Raw genomic sequence first — 18,242 nt, 5'->3', positions numbered from 1 at the left:
TGCTTCTACTCCATGAAATCTATTAGTCATTCGCAGAAAAAATGATAGGTTTCGCGGAACTTCCCAGTTGGATACCTCGCCTCATCCATGTGCTGTTGCTTTCCCAACTCACCTATATCCGCAACTTTTTTCTATATCATTTGATGATCCTACTTCGATTTTCGAAGTGAGTCTTTATTTCTTATCACTTTTTTTATCCAGATTATTTAGCCAACTCTCATAAAACTCATACACTGACCCTGCTGCGACAAAACCGATTAACAGCAATATGACCCACAGTGTCTTTTTAATCCACATGATGTCAATGAAAATTGATAATCCTCCAGCTACAGCAGCGGAAATGATTAAGATCAGCCATCTTCTCAGAAGTCTTGAATCCTTATCCTTGCCCATTTCTCCCACCTGCCTTCCTTAGTTACTAATACGTAAAAAGGGATATCAGGTTTCAAAAAAAAGAGCCCAAAAAAGGACTCTGCTATTATACCAATTTTTTCATCGCATGGATTTGGCCGAGATGATAGGCTTCATGAAATAGTGCCATGTTTGCAATCTCTCCAAAAGTCTCCAGACCCAGAAAAGGCTTCTTAAGCTTTTCTTCCAGCATCGAAGCTGGAACTTCCTTGATCCTCCCAAGCTGGGCTTTCATTTGGTCACGCAAATCATCAACAGATGGAACATCCCCCGTCCACTCGGATGGACGGGTACCATTTCCGAATAACTCTATGTAGTTTGCAGGGAGATGACTCGATTTTTTCGGGAACCCCATCATGAATTGTTCTGTAACTGTCAGCACATGCCCGATGTGCCAGTGGATGTTATTATTGAATCCTTCTGGCTGCACACTTGCCTGTTCCGCAGTGATGGCCACAATGTTTTTCAAAAAAGAACCTCTTGTTAATTCAAACTGCTTAAATAAGAGCTCGCTCATATTTCCATTCCCCTTTCCAGCTTGTACTTCGTCATATATTTATTCTATATATTTCCAATATATGCAGCAAGGAAAAAGGAATAATCTTACGAATACCCCTTTAGGTATTATATTCCACTAAAGGGAATCCTTTGACAAAATTTGTTCATAACATTATGGCTGATATGTGTCTTCACACTTTTTTCACAGATTTCCATAAATTTCATTGATATCTTATAAGTGTACTAATTATTAATTTTTGAAGGGAAGCGATTTAGATGTTTGCTAAATGGTTAAGAGAAAACAATATTGCTGCTGGCCTGTTGACTGTAATTCGTGTTTGGCTAGGCTACAACTGGATGACTGCTGGATGGGGAAAATTGACTGGTGATGGATTCGACGCAACTGGATATTTGAAAAATGCAGTTGCCAATCCAGTAAAAGGTCCAGACGGAAACGCAGTATATGGTTGGTATGTAAACTTCCTTGAAAGCTTTGCGATCCCAAATATCGAACTTTTCAACTTCATTGTTCCACTGGGAGAATTCCTTGTTGGTCTTGGTTTGATCCTTGGAACACTGACAACTGCGGCCATGTTCTTCGGCCTTGTGATGAACTTCAGCTTCTTCCTTGCCGGAACAGTATCTCACAACCCAACAGACATCTTCTTCGGCTTCATCATCCTGTTCGCTGGTTACAACGCTGGTAAATACGGCTTGGACCGCTGGGTGGTTCCTTTCATCCGCAAGACTGTTTTCAAACAAACACCAGAAGTTGCACATAAATCTGCTTAACGATATAGCAAAAGCCCTCCGCCGACAAGGCAGAGGGCTTTTCTTTTCAGGATTTTTCTTCTATTGTTTTGAGCATGATCTTTTTCCTGAAGCCGCCGCTGCGTGTCTTTTTAAGCTGGCGCATGAACTCCACTTCAGATTCCGTGATGCCGCGATGATCGGCAATCGCATATACCACTTCAAGCAAGTCGACGATCTCACTCAGCAGCCTGTCAGTTCCAACATTACGGAACTTCTCGACTTCCTCATTGAACTTCTCCATAAGTTTTTCACTATATTGACTTCCATTCAAAATTTCAAATTCAACATTCTTGCCTTTTTCCTTCATTAAATCCGGAAAATAGTCTCTAACAAGCTTGTTATATTCCTTTTTCTCCATGTCGATTCCCCTTTAGCTGTCCTATTGATAAACATATCCTTTATTCGAGATGTTCAAACACTTTTTTAAAATAATGCTCTGTTAAATAGGTAATTGGTTTCTGTTCCAGATCTCCAACCAACAATGCTAAAAAACAACATTCTTCTTTCACAAAAACTAGAATATATAGCAACTTGGTTTCATCCATCTTTCAAATTGAATAGATTAATAGAAAAAGCCTGTGGATCGGTCCACAGGCTTCAATCTTGTTTCAAACTACATAATCTTCTGTTAATTTACTGCAGGCATTTGATAGATTCTGCAGGCATTCCATTCTTAGCTTCTCGTCGCAGATAAAATCATTCAGCAGCTCTTCTTCAAGCTTCATTTGAATTTGATTGATTTCTTCTTTCAGCCGCTCTCTTTTTTCAACCTCTGATAAATGAAACTCAATTTCCCGTTCGAAGTACTCTACCGTTCCAAATAATACAGTCAACGATTCCTCCACCTTCCGTTAAATTTTAAATCCTATGTGATAAAACCAAACCTGCCAAAAGGATTATTTTATTTTGTCCTGTCAAGTTACTTAAGTATTATTTATCCTCTCTCGCAATCGGCAAACGTGAAATTTAGTTCTTTTTGCAATATTGAGTAGAAAGGGACATTCCAAATAAAAAAATCCCCAAAAAGATGGCGGATTTTTTTCTACAAGCGGTAAAATAAAACCTTTTACCTATCTTCTTATTTGCATCCGATCTTTTTTGGCAACCCGACGATCATAGCTAAAACGCCTTAGACTCGTGGCTTTGCGTCCTTACCTTTCGATAAGTTTGCCTTTTTCAGTTCTAATTAAAATATAAATCTTAAGGACTATTTTTTCAACAAAATTCGCCAAATAATTACAAATATAAGTCTATTTTCCTATAAAAAATATTGGGAAAATTTTTTCAGTGAGATTTTAATTATTTTTAGGGAAGGACTTGTTGGTCATTTCTCCTGCTCTTTCACGTGATTTTGTCCGAAGGCAGCTCTGCTTTCTGACTAGATTGTTTTAACAATGTAATATAGCAGCAATCTCCATGTAAAATTCACTTGCTAGAATAGAGAGAAGAAGCTTTATTACAGGCGAATGGCAGGAGGATCCGTATGGAACAGCATGTTAAGATGTCGCTAGATGAATGGAAAGCAGAAATAGAAGAGATTCTTAAAGAGATTGATACGGAATATGAAGAAGTGAAGAACGAGTTAAAGGTATATACATATAAATTCAACATTACAAAGCAGGTTGTCCAATCAACTGTCAATCCAGATTTGAACAGGAAGATCCGCGAATTGTACCATCAGCCTTTTGAGGAAAAGTTCAATGATTTGAAGGAATATATCAAGGAACTGGAAGAGAAGAAAAGAGTCTTCCAAATGTTCACCGATAAGATTGAAAAAGTCACTGAAAAAGAAGATACACCTCATTTTGCAGTTGCACAATCGGAATAAATGATGAAAGCCTGGCTGAAGAAAATTTCAGCCAGGCTTCTTTCATCTTATTTCTTCCACCAGGAATCAAACATGGATGCAGGCACTTGTCGTTTATGCTCTGAAGTAAGATATCTTCTTTCAATTTTTTCTGCATCTGCTTCGTCAATCTGCTTTTCTTCCAAGTAATCATCGATCGCTTCATAACTCACACCAAGCTCGGTTTCATCTGCCTGGAGCGGCTTGTTGTCGAGAAGGTCGGCCGTCGGCTCTTTGAGATACAATCTTGGTTCTGCATTCAATGCTTTGAGCAGCTCCCTTCCCTGTCTCTTGTTCAGGCCAGATAGTGGTAGCAAGTCGGCTCCGCCATCACCGTATTTTGTAAAGAAACCTGTAACGGCCTCCGCTGCATGGTCGGTACCAATCACAAGCAATCCTTCTTGACCGGCAATTGCATATTGCGTGATCATCCTCATGCGTGCCTTCGCATTCCCTTTGTTAAAATCGGTCATTTTACCACCGATTGCATCTTCAAACTGCGTGTTAAAAGTGTCTACCGCCGGCTGGATGTTAAAAGTGATCGTTTTATCAGCCTGGATGAACTTCAACGCTTTCTGTGCATCATCTTCATCTTTTTGCACTGAATATGGAAGTCTAACAGCCACAAATGTAGCCTCTGTACCTTCTGAACGCAGTTCCTCCACTGCGAGCTGTGCCAACCTTCCGGCAAGGGTGGAATCCTGGCCGCCACTAATTCCAAGAACGAACCCTTTTGCTTTTGAAACTTGTAAGTACTCCTTGAGGAAGACAATTCTGTTCCTGATTTCCTCCTGAGGATCAATTTCCGGCCGGACATTCAACGCTTCTATAATCTGTTTTTGCAAGCTCATAATAAACCTCCTAAATCACTATTAACTATTCATCATGCTCTTTCACTAATATAGGTTAGATCACCATTATAAAAAGAGCATATCCCTTAAAAAGTTTAAAGTCCAGATGTTGGTCAGGAAATCTAACATCACGAATAATAGGTTCACGCTTTATTTTACCCATTAGCTTGTTGTTCGTAACATTTTGTCCAACAACATTTTTTTGCTAGACTATAACTTAGACTATAAATGCTTAATCAAATTGGAGGCATTAACAATGGCAGCTAATGAAAAATTCACAGGCTATTTCGGTACATATACAAAAGGTGATAGTGAGGGCATCTATTCTTTTACACTGGATGAAACCAATGGAAAAATTATTGATGTGAAGGCGGCAGCAGCGCTTGAAAACCCTACCTACCTGACAATCAGTGAAGATAACCGCTTCCTATATGCAGTGGCAAAGGAAGGAGGAACTGGTGGCGTGGCTGGATTCAGCATTAAGGATTCAGGACAATTATCGTTCATTAATACCCAGCTTTCCGCAGGAGCATCTCCATGCCATGTGAGCGTGAACAAAGAAAACAACCTGCTTTTATCTGCAAATTATCATAAAGGATCTGCAGATTCGTATCTGCTAAACCCTGAAGATGGCAATATTGAGGCAGTTTTATCAAGTGCTGTACATGAAGGCTCAGGTCCTGATGAGCGTCAGGAAAAAGCGCATACCCATTATGCCGGCTTTACTCCGGATGGGAAGTACGCAGCAGTCATCGACCTTGGCATCGACCAGTTGATCACTTACTCCCTGGATAACGGGCAATTGATTGAGAAAAGTGTATTGGATGTTGCGCCTGGAAGCGGTCCAAGACACCTTGTTTTCCATCCGAACAATAAAATTGCCTATTTGATGACAGAATTCAGTTCAGAGGTTCTTGTCTTAAAATATAATTCCGAAGATGGCAGTTTTGAACAGCTTCAAGCAATTACCACTCTGCCAGCTGATTTCACTGAAAACAACCAAGGAAGCGCCATCCATATTTCCTCTGACGGGAAATTCGTCTACGCTGCCAACCGCGGCCATGACAGCATTGCTATTTTCCAGGTGAATTCTGAAAGCTTTAAGCTCTCATTTGTCGCACACACATCGACTGAAGGGAATTGGCCGAGGGATTTTGTGCTAGATCCAAGTGAGAAATTCCTGATTGCGACGAATCAGAATTCCAGCAATGTCGCGCTATATTCTCGTAATCAGGAGACAGGCAAATTGACATTATTGCAGTCTGATGTAAAAGTTCCAGACCCGGTATGCGTGAAATTTTTGAATTACTAAGCTCTTTTCGCAAACTTTTTTACTTTCACAGCCAAAGTAAAAACTGGCACCTGGGTTTTTACGATTTTTAAGAGCATTTTCAGTTCAGAAGTCTCATCGAAAAGAAACCGATGCCCTTAAGAGTTCGGATGCAATGACATGTTCGAAAAGCAACAATCAATGCGAAAACAGCCAATGACTAAAAGAAGAAGGGAAGGTGCCTCCTGTGCACCTTCCCTTTTATTTGTCACTCGGGAATCGGACTCCCATTTGCTTTCTTGCTTCATCCAGAATTGCCATGGTGACTCTTGAGTTTTCAATCGAGTTGTTCACTGATTCTGTTTTCCCCTGCTGAATCAAAGTGATGAACTCCTCAGCTTCATAAAACATATTATCAGCAAGCTGCTCTCTTGATATATCTTCCTTTTTCCCATTTCGATAGATGATTTCCACTTTTTCAGGGCTACTGATTTTATCGATTCTAATGTTGCCATCTTCGCCGTGAATTTCAGATGGAAGGGTCGAATCGGTGATTTTCGAGAACATGATGACAGCATCCATTTCATCGTATTTCAATATCAGGCTGCCTTCCCCATCTACCCCCGACTCAAGCACATAGCCATTCGCCTGGACCGATTTTGGCTCTCCAAACAAGACTACTAGCGGATAGATGCAATAAATGCCAATGTCCATTAAGGAACCTGCCGAATATTCAGGGTTAAAGGCATTCAGCACTGTGCCCTCTTTATATTTGTCATATCGGGAAGAATACTGGCAATAGCTTGCGAAGTACCTTCTGACCTTGCCAATTTTATCAATATGATCCTGGACAGCTTTGAAGTTTGGCATAAGGGTTGATTTTAATGCCTCCATCAAAACTACCTGATTTTCTCTTGCAGTCTTTATCATTACTGCAAGCTCATCGCTATTGGACGCGATTGCTTTTTCACACAGCACATGCTTGCCATTTTCCATGAACGTGATTGCCTGGCTTGCATGCATGGAATTCGGGCTCGCGATATAGACTGCATCAATCACATCGCTTTTCGCCATGTCTTCTAAATCAGTAAATGTGGAATTCGCTCCGAGTTTTTCCGCAAACTCCGCAGCGCGTTCCTCTGTACGCGAATAAACTGCCGCAAGCTGAAAGTCCTCATGATGACTAGCACCTTTTATAAAAGCTTCTGTAATCCAATTCGTACCTACCACACCAAAACGCACCATAATACTCATCCTTTCAAAATAGCAAAAGCTGGAGGCAATGCCCGCAGCTTCTTTTTTCATCTTATCGAAAAGGCAGCTCAATCACAAACTTTGTCCCTTTTCCATGCTGGCTTTCAACGGTAATTTTTCCATCGTGCATCTGAACCAGCTGTTTGACGATAGACAAACCAAGCCCAAACTCACCAAACGGATTACTTGTCCTTGAGATGTCCGCTTTGTAAAAGCGATGCCAGATTTTTTCGATCTCAGCTGGTTGTATTCCCAATCCGGTGTCCTCGATTTCAATCACCGTATTGGTTCCATCCAACCTGCCACGAAGCCAGATTGTCCCATTTTCAGTGAACTGGATGCTGTTCTTCGTAATATTGATGAGAATCTGGACGAGACGGTCATAATCGGCATATACCATTGCCGTTTCTTCCGCTTCGATTTCAATCTGGTTATACCGCTCCTCCGCCTGCAATCCGAGCTGATCCTGAATGATTTCCAGAACCTCAATCAATTCAATATCCTCTTTAAAAAGCTGTACCTGATTTGAACGGATTTTATCATAGTCGAGGTTTTCATTCACCAGTCTGATCAGTCGCTTCGTTTCCTGGCTGACCAAATTGATGCCGCGCTCCTTTTCAGCTTCTGGAATCATATTATTCCTCAACCCTTCGATGATTCCGCTGATTGTCGTGAGCGGTGTCCTCAATTCATGGGAAACATCCGACATGAACTGGCGACGCCTGTTTTCAAGATTTTCGATCTCAGATTTTGATTCATTAAGCTTGCTTACCATACTGTTAAAATCATTGGCCAATTCCCCGATTTCATCGAAGTCAGAGGACGGAACTTTTATCGTATAATCCCCTGCCGAAACGACCGATGTTGCTTCCTGGATTTTTTTGATTCGATGGACATGGATGCGCGCCAGCATCCAGCTCAGCAGGAAAGATACCGCGAGCGCAATCAGCATTGTATAAAATAAGTTCTTATTGATTTCTGTAATCATTTCCCGAGTCCCACTGATTGGAGAGGTGAGTAGAATGCCGCCAACGAAATTCCCACGATCCACATATGGCAAAACAACCAGGGTCACGGCCCTGTCATAACGTTCGAGATCATAGTTTTTAACAATCGGTGTTCCGTTTGTAAGCTGGCTCCACTCACTCTCCGTTAATTCAATCGCCGGTCCTCTCCACCTGATGGGATTGAGGAGCTGGATATTCTCATCAAACACACTGAACTGGATATCCCGGCCAAAAAGAACGCGGGCATATTGATTGATCACCTGGTCAGGGCGCTCACTGCCTCGATCAAGATCACGGAGGATATTCTCTCCGTAGGAAATCAGCTCCTCGGTCTTGTTTTTATAAACCAGGGTTTCCACATACTGTGTGAAGACCAGGCTCAGAATGAGGAAAGCAACGATGATGATGCTGATATGGCTGATGAACTGCTGGTAAATATACTTAACTTTCATTCCCATCAACCGACTCATCGAATTTATAACCGACGCCCCATACAGTATGGAACAATGGCTGTTCAAGCGTACCCACCTTTTTTCTCAGCCGTTTGATATGGACATCTACAGTACGCTCGTCTCCGTAAAACTGATATCCCCATACACGTTCGAGAAGCTGCTCCCTTGTGAAAACCTGGCGGGGATGCTGGGCGAAAAAGAGAAGCAGGTCGAATTCCTTCGGAGTTAAGTTCGTCACTGGTTTGCCGTCCAGAGTCACTTCACGCGTTTCCTTATTGACTTTAAGCAGGCTTGTTCCAACTTCACTGTTCTCTTCTGGCTTTTGCTTTTGATAGCGGCGGGCCACAGCCTTGATCCTTGCCATCAAAGCCAGCGGGCTGAAGGGCTTTGTCACATAATCATCTGCCCCCATTTCCAGTCCGAGCACCTGATCAGACTCACTGTCCTTTGCCGTCAGCATGATGATCGGCACATCACTGCCCTCCTGCCTGATTTTCCTGCACAAGGTGACACCATCCATGCCAGGGAGCATCCAGTCGACAATCAGCAGATCCCATTCTCCACTTTTAAAAGTCTCGTACCCTTTCAGGCCATCATTCACAAACCTTCCTTCGATTTCCTCTTTTAAAAAGAACATCTCGATCATCGCGCAGACACTCTCATTATCCTCTATGACTAATATTTTCATGGTAATCCCCTCTATTTCTCCTTCTGTTTGTGCTAATGTGACGATAACCTTCGTTGCTCCTGCTTTATCCGCACATTAGAGCCATTTATGTGACGATAATTCCTGTTGCTCCTGCTTTATCCGCACATTAGAACCTTTTATGTGACGATAATTCCTGTTGCTCCTGCTTTATCCGCACATTAGAACCTTTTATGTGACGATAATTCCTGTTGTCGCTTCTTTATCCGCACATTATAGCCGTCAACCTGATATCTGTTAATTCTAAATTATAGCGGAATCAAGCTAGAATCAACTTTTTTAACCATTGTTACAGATTATTTAATCATTTGGTCATAGTTTGTTCATGTTTTAAGAGTGATGTTTTTTTGTTGATTTATAGATTGTTATTCCTTTTAAACATAAAAAGAAAACCAGCTCATCAACTGAGCTGGCTCTAGGTTCATTAATCTTTTTTAACAGGAAGTCCTTCCTGTTCCCAGGCGGAGTAGCCGCCTTCGAGATTGACTACGTTTTTGTAACCGTTTTTCAGTAACAGGCTTGTGCCGATTGCGGAGCGCGCGCCTGACTGGCAGTGTGCGATGATCTTTTTGTCTTTAGGAACCTTGTCCAGGTTGTCAGTCAGGTTTCCGAGCATCAGATGGTGGGCACCTGGGATATGGCCGCTGTCCCACTCACTCTGGTTGCGTACATCGATGACGAAATAGTTTTCGTCTTCCATCAGATCTTTTGCCTCACTGGCGGTTACGGTCTTGTATTCTTCCAGACTGCCGCCGAGCTCTTTCGGGTCAACATATCCTGTGACCTGGTCAAGTCCAATTGACTGCAGGGATTTTTCCACATCAGGTAATTTTTCAGGATCAGCAATCAGCACGATGTCCTGTTCATAGCTTAATAGCCATCCTGCCCAGTTCGTGAAGGACTTGTTATACGGAATGTTGATTGTTCCTTCTGCATGCCCCTCAGCGAACTCATCTGCCGGCCGGGTGTCGACGACTGCTGCATTGCCAGCGTCAGATAATGAAACTTTAGGAGTTTCTTCACGGCGAAGTAATTCCGGGCCAACTTTATTGAGCTTTTTCATCTCGGCAAAGTACTTAGGAGGTTCTGGCTGACCGGCAAGCAGCTCTTCTACGAACTTTTCCTCCTCGTTTATTTGGAAAGCCCAGTTGAATTTTTTCTCATAGCCTAAAGTGGACATCGGCACAGCGCCGAGGGATTTTCCGCATGCGCTGCCTGCTCCGTGTGCTGGCCATACCTGCAGGAAGTCCGAAAGCTTTTCCATTTTGCGAAGTGATTCGAACATCTGTCGTGCCCCTGATTCAGATGTATCTTTAATGCCTGCCGCTTTTTCCAAAAGGTCTGGGCGGCCAACATCGCCTACGAACAGGAAGTCACCGGTGAAAATCCCCATCGGTTCATTCGCACCGCCGCCCTTGTCAGTCAATAGGAATGAGATGCTTTCCGGTGTATGGCCCGGCGTGTGTATAACTTCGAAATAAATATTTCCGATGTTAAAAGTCAATCCCTCAGTAAGCAATTCATGCTCATACTGATCGACATATAGATACTTCCAATCTTTATCACCTTCGTCTGATACATAAAGCTTGGCCCCATGATGGTGAGCAAGCTCCCTTGCACCAGAGAGATAGTCTGCGTGAATATGAGTTTCTGTTGCGGCAGAAATATTGAAGCCTTCTTTTTTCGCGATATCCAGGTAAGGCTGGATATTTCTTGCCGGATCAATGACAATGGCCTCACCAGTTCTCTGGCAGCCTATTAAATAAGACATATGTGCTAGCTGATCATCAAAAAAAGATTTGAAATACATAGCGATTCCTCCTGCATTTTTTGTTTTCATAGGTTCATGAAGTCTATACTCCTCTATACCCTGCACCATATTTTTTTAAAAGCCATAAAATATGCCAGTGGGCGCTGCCTTAATGCCAATAAATACCTATAACTGTATTTTACTTTGAATACACCAATGCTTCAAATAAAAAACCTGCTCCGGTATGGAACAGGTCTAATTTCTCACAGTTCTTCTTCCCATAAAAATATACAAGATAATCGAGATTGAAACGGAAATGGCTGAGGCAATGTAGATGCTGCCATATCCAAGCCAATGACCGATTTGGCCAAAAGCCATTGCCCCAACCCCAACGCCTAAATCGAAAAAGGAGAAGAAGGTCGCGTTCGCCATACCCTTTCGATTCATTGGCGCATCCTGTACTGCCCATGCCTGCAGTGCCGGCTGGACAGATCCAAATCCGAATCCATATAACCCTGCTGCGATAAACATAACAAGACTATTCGGCAACCATGCCAGCAAAATCATTGCGATCATGATTAATAAAGTCCCTGGCAGGAAAACCGCACCGTGGCCTTTTTTATCATAAAGCTTGCCTGCAAAAGATCGTGACAGCATCAAAGCCATCGCAAAAATAAAAAAGTACCACTGGATTCCCTCAATACCTTTCTGGGCTGAATAGAGGGGCAGAAAGGATGCAATTCCTCCAAAAGTCACCGTGATAAACAATAATAATAAAGATGGCTGTAATGCGGATTTCTCATATACATCCCATCTGCGCCGCTCAACTTCCCTCTCGCTTTTTTCAACTGTTTTATACGTGATCCTTGATGCTAGTAGGAAAGCTGTCAGGCCGAGAAAGGCACTACCTAAAAACAGCTGTTTAAATGTAATGACTTCAGCGAGTGCCAGTCCGAGAGTCGGGCCCATCGCAAGAGCAACGTTTCCGGAGAGCCCAAAATAGCCCATCCCTTCCCCTCTGCGCCGGGGTGGGATTAAATCTGTAGCAATTGTGCCAGAAGCAGTAGTAGAAAAACCCCAGCCAACTCCCTGCACTACCCTCATTAAAAACAAGAAGGCGATGCTGACTGCAAACCCAAATGAGCCAACAGATAACACGAATATCGACAGGCCTATCAAGTAGACAAAGCCTCTCCCCTTAGTTTCAAGCATGCGCCCTGCGAAAGGACGGACAAGCAATGCTGAAAAAGTAAAGATTCCTACGACAAAACCAATCAGCTGGTCATTTCCACCTAGCTGCTCCACAAACAATGGTATCGTAGGCAATGTCATTTGAAATCCAAGGAAAATAAAAAAGTTAGCAAGGAAAATGAATAAAAAGTCCCTGCTCCAGATTTTCTCAGTGCCCGGGTCTTGTTGAGTTGCTCCTGATTGTTGATCCATCTGTTTTCATCCTTTCTGTTAGGCGCTTTGTTTAGGCACTGTAGCCGATATATCCTCTTTTCAGGGTTCATGTTCAACATTCCGTCAATTTGTTGTTGTGTTTTTGTGAACACATTCACAAACTAATCATTTTTATTTCGGATTCTGATATATTGTAAGTGTAATCAATAATTACTTATTTTTGAAGGGAAGCGATTTATATGTTCGCTAAATGGTTAAGAGAAAACAATGTTGCTGCTGGCCTGTTGACTGTGATTAGGGTTTGGCTTGGATATAACTGGATGACAGCTGGATGGGGCAAATTGACAGGTGATGGATTTGACGCAACTGGATATTTGAAAAACGCGGTAGCGAATCCAGTAAAGGGTCCAGACGGAAATGCGGTATATGGATGGTATGTGAGCTTCCTTGAAAGCTTTGCAATCCCGAACATTGAATTATTCAACTTTATCGTACCGCTAGGCGAATTTCTCGTTGGTCTTGGTTTGATCCTTGGAACTCTGACAACTGCAGCAATGTTCTTTGGCCTAGTGATGAACTTCAGCTTCTTCCTTGCCGGAACAGTATCTCACAACCCAACTGACATCTTCTTCGGCTTCATCATCCTGTTCGCAGGCTACAACGCTGGTAAATACGGTCTGGACCGCTGGGTGGTTCCTTTCATCCGTAAAACTGTATTCAAAAGAGAAGCTGAAACTGCGCATAAAGCAGTTTAACTTAAATCATTAACAAAGAGCCTGGCATTTGCCTGGCTCTTTTTTGTCGTTATCAGCTCTTTCTGGTGTTTTAACTGGCTCTTTTTTCGTTATCAGCTCTGCCTGGTGTTTTGACTGGCTATTTTTTTCCCGATATCTCCTTTGCCTGATATCATGACTAATTCCTTTTTTCCGTTGATCCTCCGCTTGTGTTCCCCCCACTATTTACACGTTAATCCTCCACATCTGTTTCTCTCACCTTTTCTACCGTTATCACCTTCGCCAAGTGTTCAAAATCCTGACAATATGTTTTTGCTATTTTGTGAACAAAGACTTCCAGCCCGCATTTTCATTTAAAAGATCAATATATTGTAGTGTAATCAAATAATAATTCATCCTTGAAGGGAAGCGATTGATATGTTCGCAAATTGGTTGAGAGAAAATAATGTTGCCGCCGGAATTTTGACTTTTATACGTATATGGCTCGGTTACAACTGGATGGTTGCTGGATGGCATAAAATGACTGGGGATGGTTTTGACGCAACTGGTTATTTGAAAAATGCCGTCGCGAATCCGGTAAAAGGTCCTGATGGGAACATGGTTTATGGCTGGTATGTCTCTTTTCTGGAAAACTTCGCGCTGCCGAACATTGAGCTTTTCAACTTCATAGTACCGGTCGGTGAATTCCTTGTCGGTCTGGGACTCATCCTCGGCTGTTTGACAACTGCCGCCATGTTCTTCGGTTTACTGATGAACTTCAGCTTTTTCCTTGCCGGAACCGTATCCCATAATCCAACAGATATTTTCTTCGGATTCATGATCCTCTTCGCTGGCTATAACGCAGGCAGATATGGATTAGACCACTGGGTAATACCATATCTTCGAAAAATCTTCTTCAAAAAGAAAGCAGCCACTAAATGAATTGTCAGCCTCCTGAGCTTTTGCAGGAGGCTTTTTCTATTCCTTGTCCCAACTGGAAAACTTAGCTATAATTTTACATAGTACGCCTACCAGAATAGGAGCGATTCCTGTGTTCAATTTCAGTGCAATAAACACTCACCAACTTTTAAATAAAATCAACGAAAATATCTTAATCGCTAATGAAGATTACGAAATCGTTTTTATCAATGATTCTGCGATGAAATTATTGGCACAAATTGGCCCTTATGTTGGAATCAATGATCCAGCGGAATTTATCGGCAGAAATTTAGGAGAGTTCCATGGCAGCCGTCAACAGAATATCCTGGCCGGAGGAAACTTCCCTCATTCTGCTAGCATTACCTTGTTCAACAAATTCTCGGCTGAGATTATGGTGGATCGACTAACTAACAATGAAGGCATTGAAAGCGGATTTATCCTTACGTGGAAAGACGTAACCGAATTTGAAGAAACACTGGAGGAAAACAGGAAACAACTTCACATCCTTGATATGCCTGTCATCCCGCTGTCTGTAGACTCAGCTGTCCTTGTTCCAGTTATGGGGAAATTGACTGAAGAACGACTGGAACTGCTCGGCGAAAAAATCCTCTCACATAGCGCCCAACAAGGAAATCAATATGTCATTTTTGACTTTACCGGTGTTTCAGATGAACTGGATGCACCCATCGCGTTCCGTCTGCAGCAGGTCATCAATGCCCTTAAGCTTATGGGGGTGCAATCGATTTATGTAGGAATACGTCCCGAAATGGCCAAATCAATCGTACTGAATGGACTGCTTGTTGATGTCCCTACTTTCAATACATTTGTCCATGGAATCCGCTATGTTTGGAAAGAAACTGGATTTCAACTTGTGAATATTAGTGAATGAAGAAAGGCTTGGTCATTGGACCGAGCCTTTTATTTTATAACGATGGAAGTTTTGAAACTGTTCTTTCATTCACTTCTTCACCCGTATTAACAGTTGATTTCGGTTCAAAGAAGATAACATGCGCTTCTTCCTTTGCAATGGGAAGGTGCTCCACGCCTTTAGGTACAATCATGAATTCCCCTTCCTCCAGGTGCACGTCCTTATCTCTGAATTTTATCAGCAGCTTTCCTTTTATGACGAGGAACATCTCATCCTCATGTTCGTGTTTATGCCAGATGAACTCACCTTTCAGTTTGGCGAACTTAACATGCATATCATTTATTTCCCCGGCGATTTTCGGACTCCAATAGTCACTGAAAAGCGAGAACTTTTCACTTATATTTACCTTCTCCATCTTTGCCACTCCCCTATTCTGATGTATTTCCGAAAAGAAACTCCGTATCAATTTCCCAATACTTTGTAATCGTCTTTCCGTTTTTAAAAAGCAAGCCAATTTGCACTTTTTCTGTACTATTTTCAAAGGTCATGATGCCATGCGGTAAATAATCGTATGTTAAACCATTATCATACTTGAAGGTCCTCGGGCTTCCATTAATGTCTGATAATATTTTGGCAATCTCGTCCTTGTCTTCTATAACTTTTATTGTCTCGCCATTCATGCCACTAATGGTCAATTGATCAAAATTACCGGACACTATGTTGTGGTTATACGCCCAATACGCTGTTAAAAGAACGACACTAACTAGAATGAAAGTCAATGTTAAAACCATTTTCCTTTTAGCCATGCATTCCCCTCCCATAATCATATTACCATTTATTTCATATTCATTAATACAGAAAAAGACCAATCCAGGATAGTGGACTGGTCTCGCAGGTACTATTTTACAAAACAACAAGCTTAAAGATCGTCAAACCGATTCCAATCAGGAAGCCGCAGACGGCACCGTTCACCCTGATCCATTGCAGGTCTTTTCCGATGTTGTTTTCCATCATATCAATCAGTGTTTCCGTATCAAGCTTGTCAAGATTCTCTCGAACAAGTTTGCCGATCTTTGAATGATTTCTTTCAATCAAGCCGGCAATTTTGGCGTGGAGCCAGCTTTCGATTGCCGCTACCTTACTCTCATCTTCTTTGATTTCATGTATGAACCTTTTCACCACTGGAGTAACGGTATCGTCAACAAAGCTGTCTGCTTCGATAAAAGCAATGACACGATCCTTTGACTTTGCCAGTACACCCCTGATTTGTCCGGTTAAATCCATATCCTCGACCATCTTGTTTTTCCAGTTCTGGATTTCGGACATTAATGCTTCGCGCTCATTTATATTGCCAAGTTCTTTGCGGATTTTCTCAAGAATCATATGGCGGTAGCGATTATCTTCCTGCTGCAGGTTTTTCATTCTTTTTAAAATAAAGGACTGCAAAATGTTGCCGACTTTTTCTTCAGTGATCATATTGCTGAACGATTGGATCGCAAATTTTAACAGACCATCCGCTTCCGTTGTATCAATTGCCTGTTTACCAAGTTTCCCAAGAACCATTTTCGCTTCATCCTGCGACGCCCATTTCTCCGTCTCTATCAGCACATAATTGAATGCTGCCGCCTCATATTCCTTCGACAATACGTGGCTGGAGGCTTTTTGCAGAAGATCGGAAGTATCAGCTGATAGAAGGAAACCTTTGATTTCCTGTTCAATTGTTGGCGCAAACCTTTCTACATCTATCTTTTTCACGACATCCAGGCTGAATGACTGAATGCTCTGCTTAACAGACTCAGAACGCAGTTCCTTCTCAACCGTTTCGAAAATTTTATCCAGAATATGAATCTGCTTGAACTTATCCATGATGCTTTCTTTCGTGAGCCAGTCATTTTCAAGCATATTGATTAACGCACGCGTTACTTTATCACGATTTTTCGGCAAAAGCGCGGTGTGAGGAATCGGGATACCCATCGGATGCCTGAATAGTGCTGTTACAGCAAACCAGTCCGCAAGACCGCCAACGAGCCCGGCTTCAAACCCGCCCATTAGCAGTTTGCCAATCAATGAATCCTGGAACGGCATCGTAGCAAGGAACCCCGCCCCCATAATCGCCAGCGAAATAGCCGCCAAATGTCTAGATCTCTTATCTCGTTTTTCCATATATCTCCCTCTGTTACTGTTAGATTGATTCCAAATGACATTCTATTACTTGTGAAAGGCTCGCAGTGTCTTTTTAAGTGCTCGTCCCGCCTGTAGAGAATTTTTCTATGTGACCTTTTTTAGCTTGGTGGCCTCTTTTGGGCTTATAGAATTTTTCTATGTGACCTTTTTGGACTCGGCGGCCTCTTTTGGGCTTATAGATTTGTTCTATAGGACCTTTTCTAGCTCGTCGGTCTCATTTGTGCTTATAGAATTTTTCTATGTGACCTTTTCTGGCTCGGCGGCCTCTTTGGGCTTATGGTTGTTACCTTTCCGCCTAGTTAGTGCAGATATCTACTATAAAAGAACAAAAGAGCCTTCCTAAAAAGAGTCTCTTCAATATTTTAACCAATTTATAGGGGAGAAAGCTATAAAAAAGGAAAAGTCCCGGGTGCTTTGGCTGCCGGGACTTTCATTATGATAACTATTCTACTCCATCCACTCTGGCTTTCCGAAGCCTTTGAACTCTTCATCGATGATTTTTTCAAACTCTGCAGATTCTACGACTTCTTTGATGTCCTTTGCGAATTGAGCATCCTGGTCTTTTGTATTGATGACGACGCGGTTGCGGTATTGGTCAGGCATGTTTTCCAGCTGAAGCGCATCAAGCAGGTCCATTTTTGCTGCTAGAGCAAAGTTGCCTGGTACAGCGGAAAGATCGACGCTTTCGACTGCTCTTGGAAGCTGCGCTGCTTCGATTGGCTTGAACTCAAGGTTTTTAACGTTATCTTTAACATCCTTTTCAGAAACTGTCAGTGGGTCAGCATTAGGGTCAAGCTTAATTAATCCAGCGTCTTCGAGAATCAGGAAGGCGCGTGCTGCATTTGTTGGATCATTTGGAATCGCGATGGCAGAACCGTCTGCGACTTCATCCAATGAATTGAATTTTTTAGAGTAAATCCCCATTGGCGCGGTTGGCACTACGATGATTTCCGATAACTCAAGCTTATGCTCTTTCGCGAAGTTTTCCATATACACCTTGTGCTGGAACAGGTTAGCGTCAAGATCATCTTTTGACAAAGCCAGGTTCGGCTGTATGTAATCGCTGAATTCGACTACTTTTACTTCATAGCCTTTCTTCTCCAGAAGTGGCTTGATAGCTTTTGAGACCATATCACTGTATGGACCGGATGTCGCGCCGAATGTCACTTGTTTTGCGTCTGCTTTCGCATCGCCGCTGGATGCTGAGTCGCTGCCGCATGCAGCAAGCAGCCCGATTGATAATAACAACACTACTGAAAAGAATAATTTTCTCATT

The 18,242-nt window shown here is 42.3% G+C and carries 20 protein-coding genes and 1 riboswitch; of the genes, 6 read left to right on the top strand and 14 right to left on the bottom strand.

Annotation, left to right across the window (positions count from 1 at the left end):
* Window positions 1–174 precede the first annotated feature (174 nt).
* Window positions 175–393, bottom strand: a complete 219-nt coding sequence (locus TY49_RS05500; RefSeq protein WP_041964897.1) for a hypothetical protein — start codon at window positions 391–393, stop codon at window positions 175–177.
* 85 nt (window positions 394–478) lie between these two features.
* On the bottom strand, window positions 479–928 hold the full coding sequence (locus TY49_RS05495) for a DinB family protein (RefSeq protein ID WP_041964896.1): 450 nt from the start codon (window positions 926–928) through the stop codon (window positions 479–481).
* Between the two features lie 257 nt (window positions 929–1,185).
* On the opposite strand from TY49_RS05495, the gene TY49_RS05490 reads away from it, so the two are divergent.
* Window positions 1,186–1,701 carry a DoxX family protein gene (locus TY49_RS05490; RefSeq protein ID WP_041964895.1) on the top strand — a complete coding sequence of 172 codons (516 nt, stop codon included), beginning with the start codon at window positions 1,186–1,188 and terminating at the stop codon, window positions 1,699–1,701.
* 46 nt (window positions 1,702–1,747) lie between these two features.
* Here TY49_RS05490 and TY49_RS05485 read toward each other — a convergent pair whose 3' ends face one another.
* Together TY49_RS05485 and TY49_RS05480 are read right to left on the bottom strand one after the other, a co-directional pair.
* Entirely contained in the window at window positions 1,748–2,080 is a 333-nt protein-coding gene (locus TY49_RS05485) for a nucleoside triphosphate pyrophosphohydrolase (RefSeq protein ID WP_041964894.1), read from the bottom strand.
* 250 nt (window positions 2,081–2,330) lie between these two features.
* Window positions 2,331–2,555, bottom strand: coding sequence for a hypothetical protein (locus TY49_RS05480; RefSeq protein WP_023626729.1), 225 nt, complete (start codon window positions 2,553–2,555; stop codon window positions 2,331–2,333).
* A 264-nt stretch (window positions 2,556–2,819) separates the two neighbouring features.
* A riboswitch (cyclic di-GMP riboswitch) is annotated at window positions 2,820–2,904 on the bottom strand.
* A 301-nt stretch (window positions 2,905–3,205) separates the two neighbouring features.
* On the opposite strand from TY49_RS05480, the gene TY49_RS05475 reads away from it, so the two are divergent.
* Entirely contained in the window at window positions 3,206–3,550 is a 345-nt protein-coding gene (locus TY49_RS05475) for a hypothetical protein (RefSeq protein WP_041964893.1), read from the top strand.
* Window positions 3,551–3,597: 47 nt separating this feature from the next.
* Here the strand turns inward: TY49_RS05475 and nadE are convergent, their stop codons facing one another.
* Complete coding sequence (nadE, locus tag TY49_RS05470; RefSeq protein ID WP_041964892.1) at window positions 3,598–4,419, bottom strand: NAD(+) synthase; 822 nt, start codon at window positions 4,417–4,419, stop codon at window positions 3,598–3,600.
* 256 nt (window positions 4,420–4,675) lie between these two features.
* On the opposite strand from nadE, the gene TY49_RS05465 reads away from it, so the two are divergent.
* On the top strand, window positions 4,676–5,731 hold the full coding sequence (locus TY49_RS05465) for a lactonase family protein (RefSeq protein ID WP_041964891.1): 1,056 nt from the start codon (window positions 4,676–4,678) through the stop codon (window positions 5,729–5,731).
* Between the two features lie 219 nt (window positions 5,732–5,950).
* On the opposite strand, the gene TY49_RS05460 is transcribed toward TY49_RS05465, so the two are convergent.
* From TY49_RS05460 to TY49_RS05440, 5 genes are all read right to left on the bottom strand, one after another.
* Window positions 5,951–6,934, bottom strand: coding sequence for a Gfo/Idh/MocA family protein (locus TY49_RS05460; RefSeq protein ID WP_041964906.1), 984 nt, complete (start codon window positions 6,932–6,934; stop codon window positions 5,951–5,953).
* A 61-nt stretch (window positions 6,935–6,995) separates the two neighbouring features.
* Window positions 6,996–8,402 carry a sensor histidine kinase gene (locus TY49_RS05455; RefSeq protein WP_041964905.1) on the bottom strand — a complete coding sequence of 469 codons (1,407 nt, stop codon included), beginning with the start codon at window positions 8,400–8,402 and terminating at the stop codon, window positions 6,996–6,998.
* The gene (locus tag TY49_RS05450; protein WP_041964890.1) at window positions 8,392–9,090 is read right to left on the bottom strand and encodes a response regulator transcription factor; all 699 of its coding nucleotides are present in this window, start codon (window positions 9,088–9,090) and stop codon (window positions 8,392–8,394) included. The genes TY49_RS05455 and TY49_RS05450 overlap by 11 nt, the downstream gene beginning before the upstream one ends.
* A 442-nt stretch (window positions 9,091–9,532) precedes the next feature.
* Window positions 9,533–10,918 carry an MBL fold metallo-hydrolase gene (locus tag TY49_RS05445; RefSeq protein WP_041964889.1) on the bottom strand — a complete coding sequence of 462 codons (1,386 nt, stop codon included), beginning with the start codon at window positions 10,916–10,918 and terminating at the stop codon, window positions 9,533–9,535.
* A gap of 195 nt (window positions 10,919–11,113) precedes the next feature.
* Window positions 11,114–12,301, bottom strand: a complete 1,188-nt coding sequence (locus TY49_RS05440) for an MFS transporter (RefSeq protein ID WP_041964888.1) — start codon at window positions 12,299–12,301, stop codon at window positions 11,114–11,116.
* A gap of 200 nt (window positions 12,302–12,501) precedes the next feature.
* Here TY49_RS05440 and TY49_RS05435 point away from each other — a divergent pair, with 200 nt between their 5' ends.
* From TY49_RS05435 to TY49_RS05420, 3 genes are all read left to right on the top strand, one after another.
* Window positions 12,502–13,017 carry a DoxX family protein gene (locus TY49_RS05435; RefSeq protein ID WP_041964887.1) on the top strand — a complete coding sequence of 172 codons (516 nt, stop codon included), beginning with the start codon at window positions 12,502–12,504 and terminating at the stop codon, window positions 13,015–13,017.
* Window positions 13,018–13,413: 396 nt separating this feature from the next.
* Window positions 13,414–13,917, top strand: a complete 504-nt coding sequence (locus TY49_RS05425) for a DoxX family protein (protein WP_041964885.1) — start codon at window positions 13,414–13,416, stop codon at window positions 13,915–13,917.
* Between the two features lie 109 nt (window positions 13,918–14,026).
* Window positions 14,027–14,803 (top strand): STAS domain-containing protein, encoded by a 777-nt coding sequence (locus TY49_RS05420; protein ID WP_041964884.1) that lies wholly within the window; start codon window positions 14,027–14,029, stop codon window positions 14,801–14,803.
* A 34-nt stretch (window positions 14,804–14,837) separates the two neighbouring features.
* On the opposite strand, the gene TY49_RS05415 is transcribed toward TY49_RS05420, so the two are convergent.
* The 4 genes from TY49_RS05415 to TY49_RS05400 all read right to left on the bottom strand — a co-directional run bounded on the left by TY49_RS05415 (window position 14,838) and on the right by TY49_RS05400 (window position 18,241).
* Window positions 14,838–15,197 carry a cupin domain-containing protein gene (locus TY49_RS05415; RefSeq protein WP_041964883.1) on the bottom strand — a complete coding sequence of 120 codons (360 nt, stop codon included), beginning with the start codon at window positions 15,195–15,197 and terminating at the stop codon, window positions 14,838–14,840.
* A gap of 13 nt (window positions 15,198–15,210) precedes the next feature.
* Window positions 15,211–15,588 (bottom strand): hypothetical protein, encoded by a 378-nt coding sequence (locus tag TY49_RS05410; protein WP_041964882.1) that lies wholly within the window; start codon window positions 15,586–15,588, stop codon window positions 15,211–15,213.
* Between the two features lie 97 nt (window positions 15,589–15,685).
* Entirely contained in the window at window positions 15,686–16,945 is a 1,260-nt protein-coding gene (locus tag TY49_RS05405) for a DUF445 domain-containing protein (RefSeq protein WP_041964881.1), read from the bottom strand.
* Between the two features lie 468 nt (window positions 16,946–17,413).
* Window positions 17,414–18,241: a MetQ/NlpA family ABC transporter substrate-binding protein gene (locus TY49_RS05400; protein WP_041964880.1), complete on the bottom strand. Its 828-nt coding sequence runs from the start codon at window positions 18,239–18,241 to the stop codon at window positions 17,414–17,416.
* Between the last annotated feature and the right edge of the window lies 1 nt (window position 18,242).

The sequence above is a fragment of the Mesobacillus selenatarsenatis SF-1 genome (genome assembly GCF_000813125.1).
GTDB lineage: Bacteria > Bacillota > Bacilli > Bacillales > Cytobacillaceae > Mesobacillus > Mesobacillus selenatarsenatis.
The sequence above is the reverse complement of the archived record's forward strand: the minus strand, read 5'-3'. Positions and strand labels throughout refer to the sequence as shown.

Coding starts and splice junctions, on each gene's coding strand:
- TY49_RS05500 (WP_041964897.1), bottom strand. CDS start 393: ATGGGCAAGGATAAGGATTCAAGACTTCTGAGAAGATGGCTGATCTTA.
- TY49_RS05495 (WP_041964896.1), bottom strand. CDS start 928: ATGAGCGAGCTCTTATTTAAGCAGTTTGAATTAACAAGAGGTTCTTTT.
- TY49_RS05490 (WP_041964895.1), top strand. CDS start 1,186: ATGTTTGCTAAATGGTTAAGAGAAAACAATATTGCTGCTGGCCTGTTG.
- TY49_RS05485 (WP_041964894.1), bottom strand. CDS start 2,080: ATGGAGAAAAAGGAATATAACAAGCTTGTTAGAGACTATTTTCCGGAT.
- TY49_RS05475 (WP_041964893.1), top strand. CDS start 3,206: ATGGAACAGCATGTTAAGATGTCGCTAGATGAATGGAAAGCAGAAATA.
- nadE (WP_041964892.1), bottom strand. CDS start 4,419: ATGAGCTTGCAAAAACAGATTATAGAAGCGTTGAATGTCCGGCCGGAA.
- TY49_RS05465 (WP_041964891.1), top strand. CDS start 4,676: ATGGCAGCTAATGAAAAATTCACAGGCTATTTCGGTACATATACAAAA.
- TY49_RS05460 (WP_041964906.1), bottom strand. CDS start 6,934: ATGGTGCGTTTTGGTGTGGTAGGTACGAATTGGATTACAGAAGCTTTT.
- TY49_RS05455 (WP_041964905.1), bottom strand. CDS start 8,402: ATGAAAGTTAAGTATATTTACCAGCAGTTCATCAGCCATATCAGCATC.
- TY49_RS05450 (WP_041964890.1), bottom strand. CDS start 9,090: ATGAAAATATTAGTCATAGAGGATAATGAGAGTGTCTGCGCGATGATC.
- TY49_RS05445 (WP_041964889.1), bottom strand. CDS start 10,918: ATGTATTTCAAATCTTTTTTTGATGATCAGCTAGCACATATGTCTTAT.
- TY49_RS05440 (WP_041964888.1), bottom strand. CDS start 12,301: ATGGATCAACAATCAGGAGCAACTCAACAAGACCCGGGCACTGAGAAA.
- TY49_RS05435 (WP_041964887.1), top strand. CDS start 12,502: ATGTTCGCTAAATGGTTAAGAGAAAACAATGTTGCTGCTGGCCTGTTG.
- TY49_RS05425 (WP_041964885.1), top strand. CDS start 13,414: ATGTTCGCAAATTGGTTGAGAGAAAATAATGTTGCCGCCGGAATTTTG.
- TY49_RS05415 (WP_041964883.1), bottom strand. CDS start 15,197: ATGGAGAAGGTAAATATAAGTGAAAAGTTCTCGCTTTTCAGTGACTAT.
- TY49_RS05410 (WP_041964882.1), bottom strand. CDS start 15,588: ATGGCTAAAAGGAAAATGGTTTTAACATTGACTTTCATTCTAGTTAGT.
- TY49_RS05405 (WP_041964881.1), bottom strand. CDS start 16,945: ATGGAAAAACGAGATAAGAGATCTAGACATTTGGCGGCTATTTCGCTG.
- TY49_RS05400 (WP_041964880.1), bottom strand. CDS start 18,241: ATGAGAAAATTATTCTTTTCAGTAGTGTTGTTATTATCAATCGGGCTG.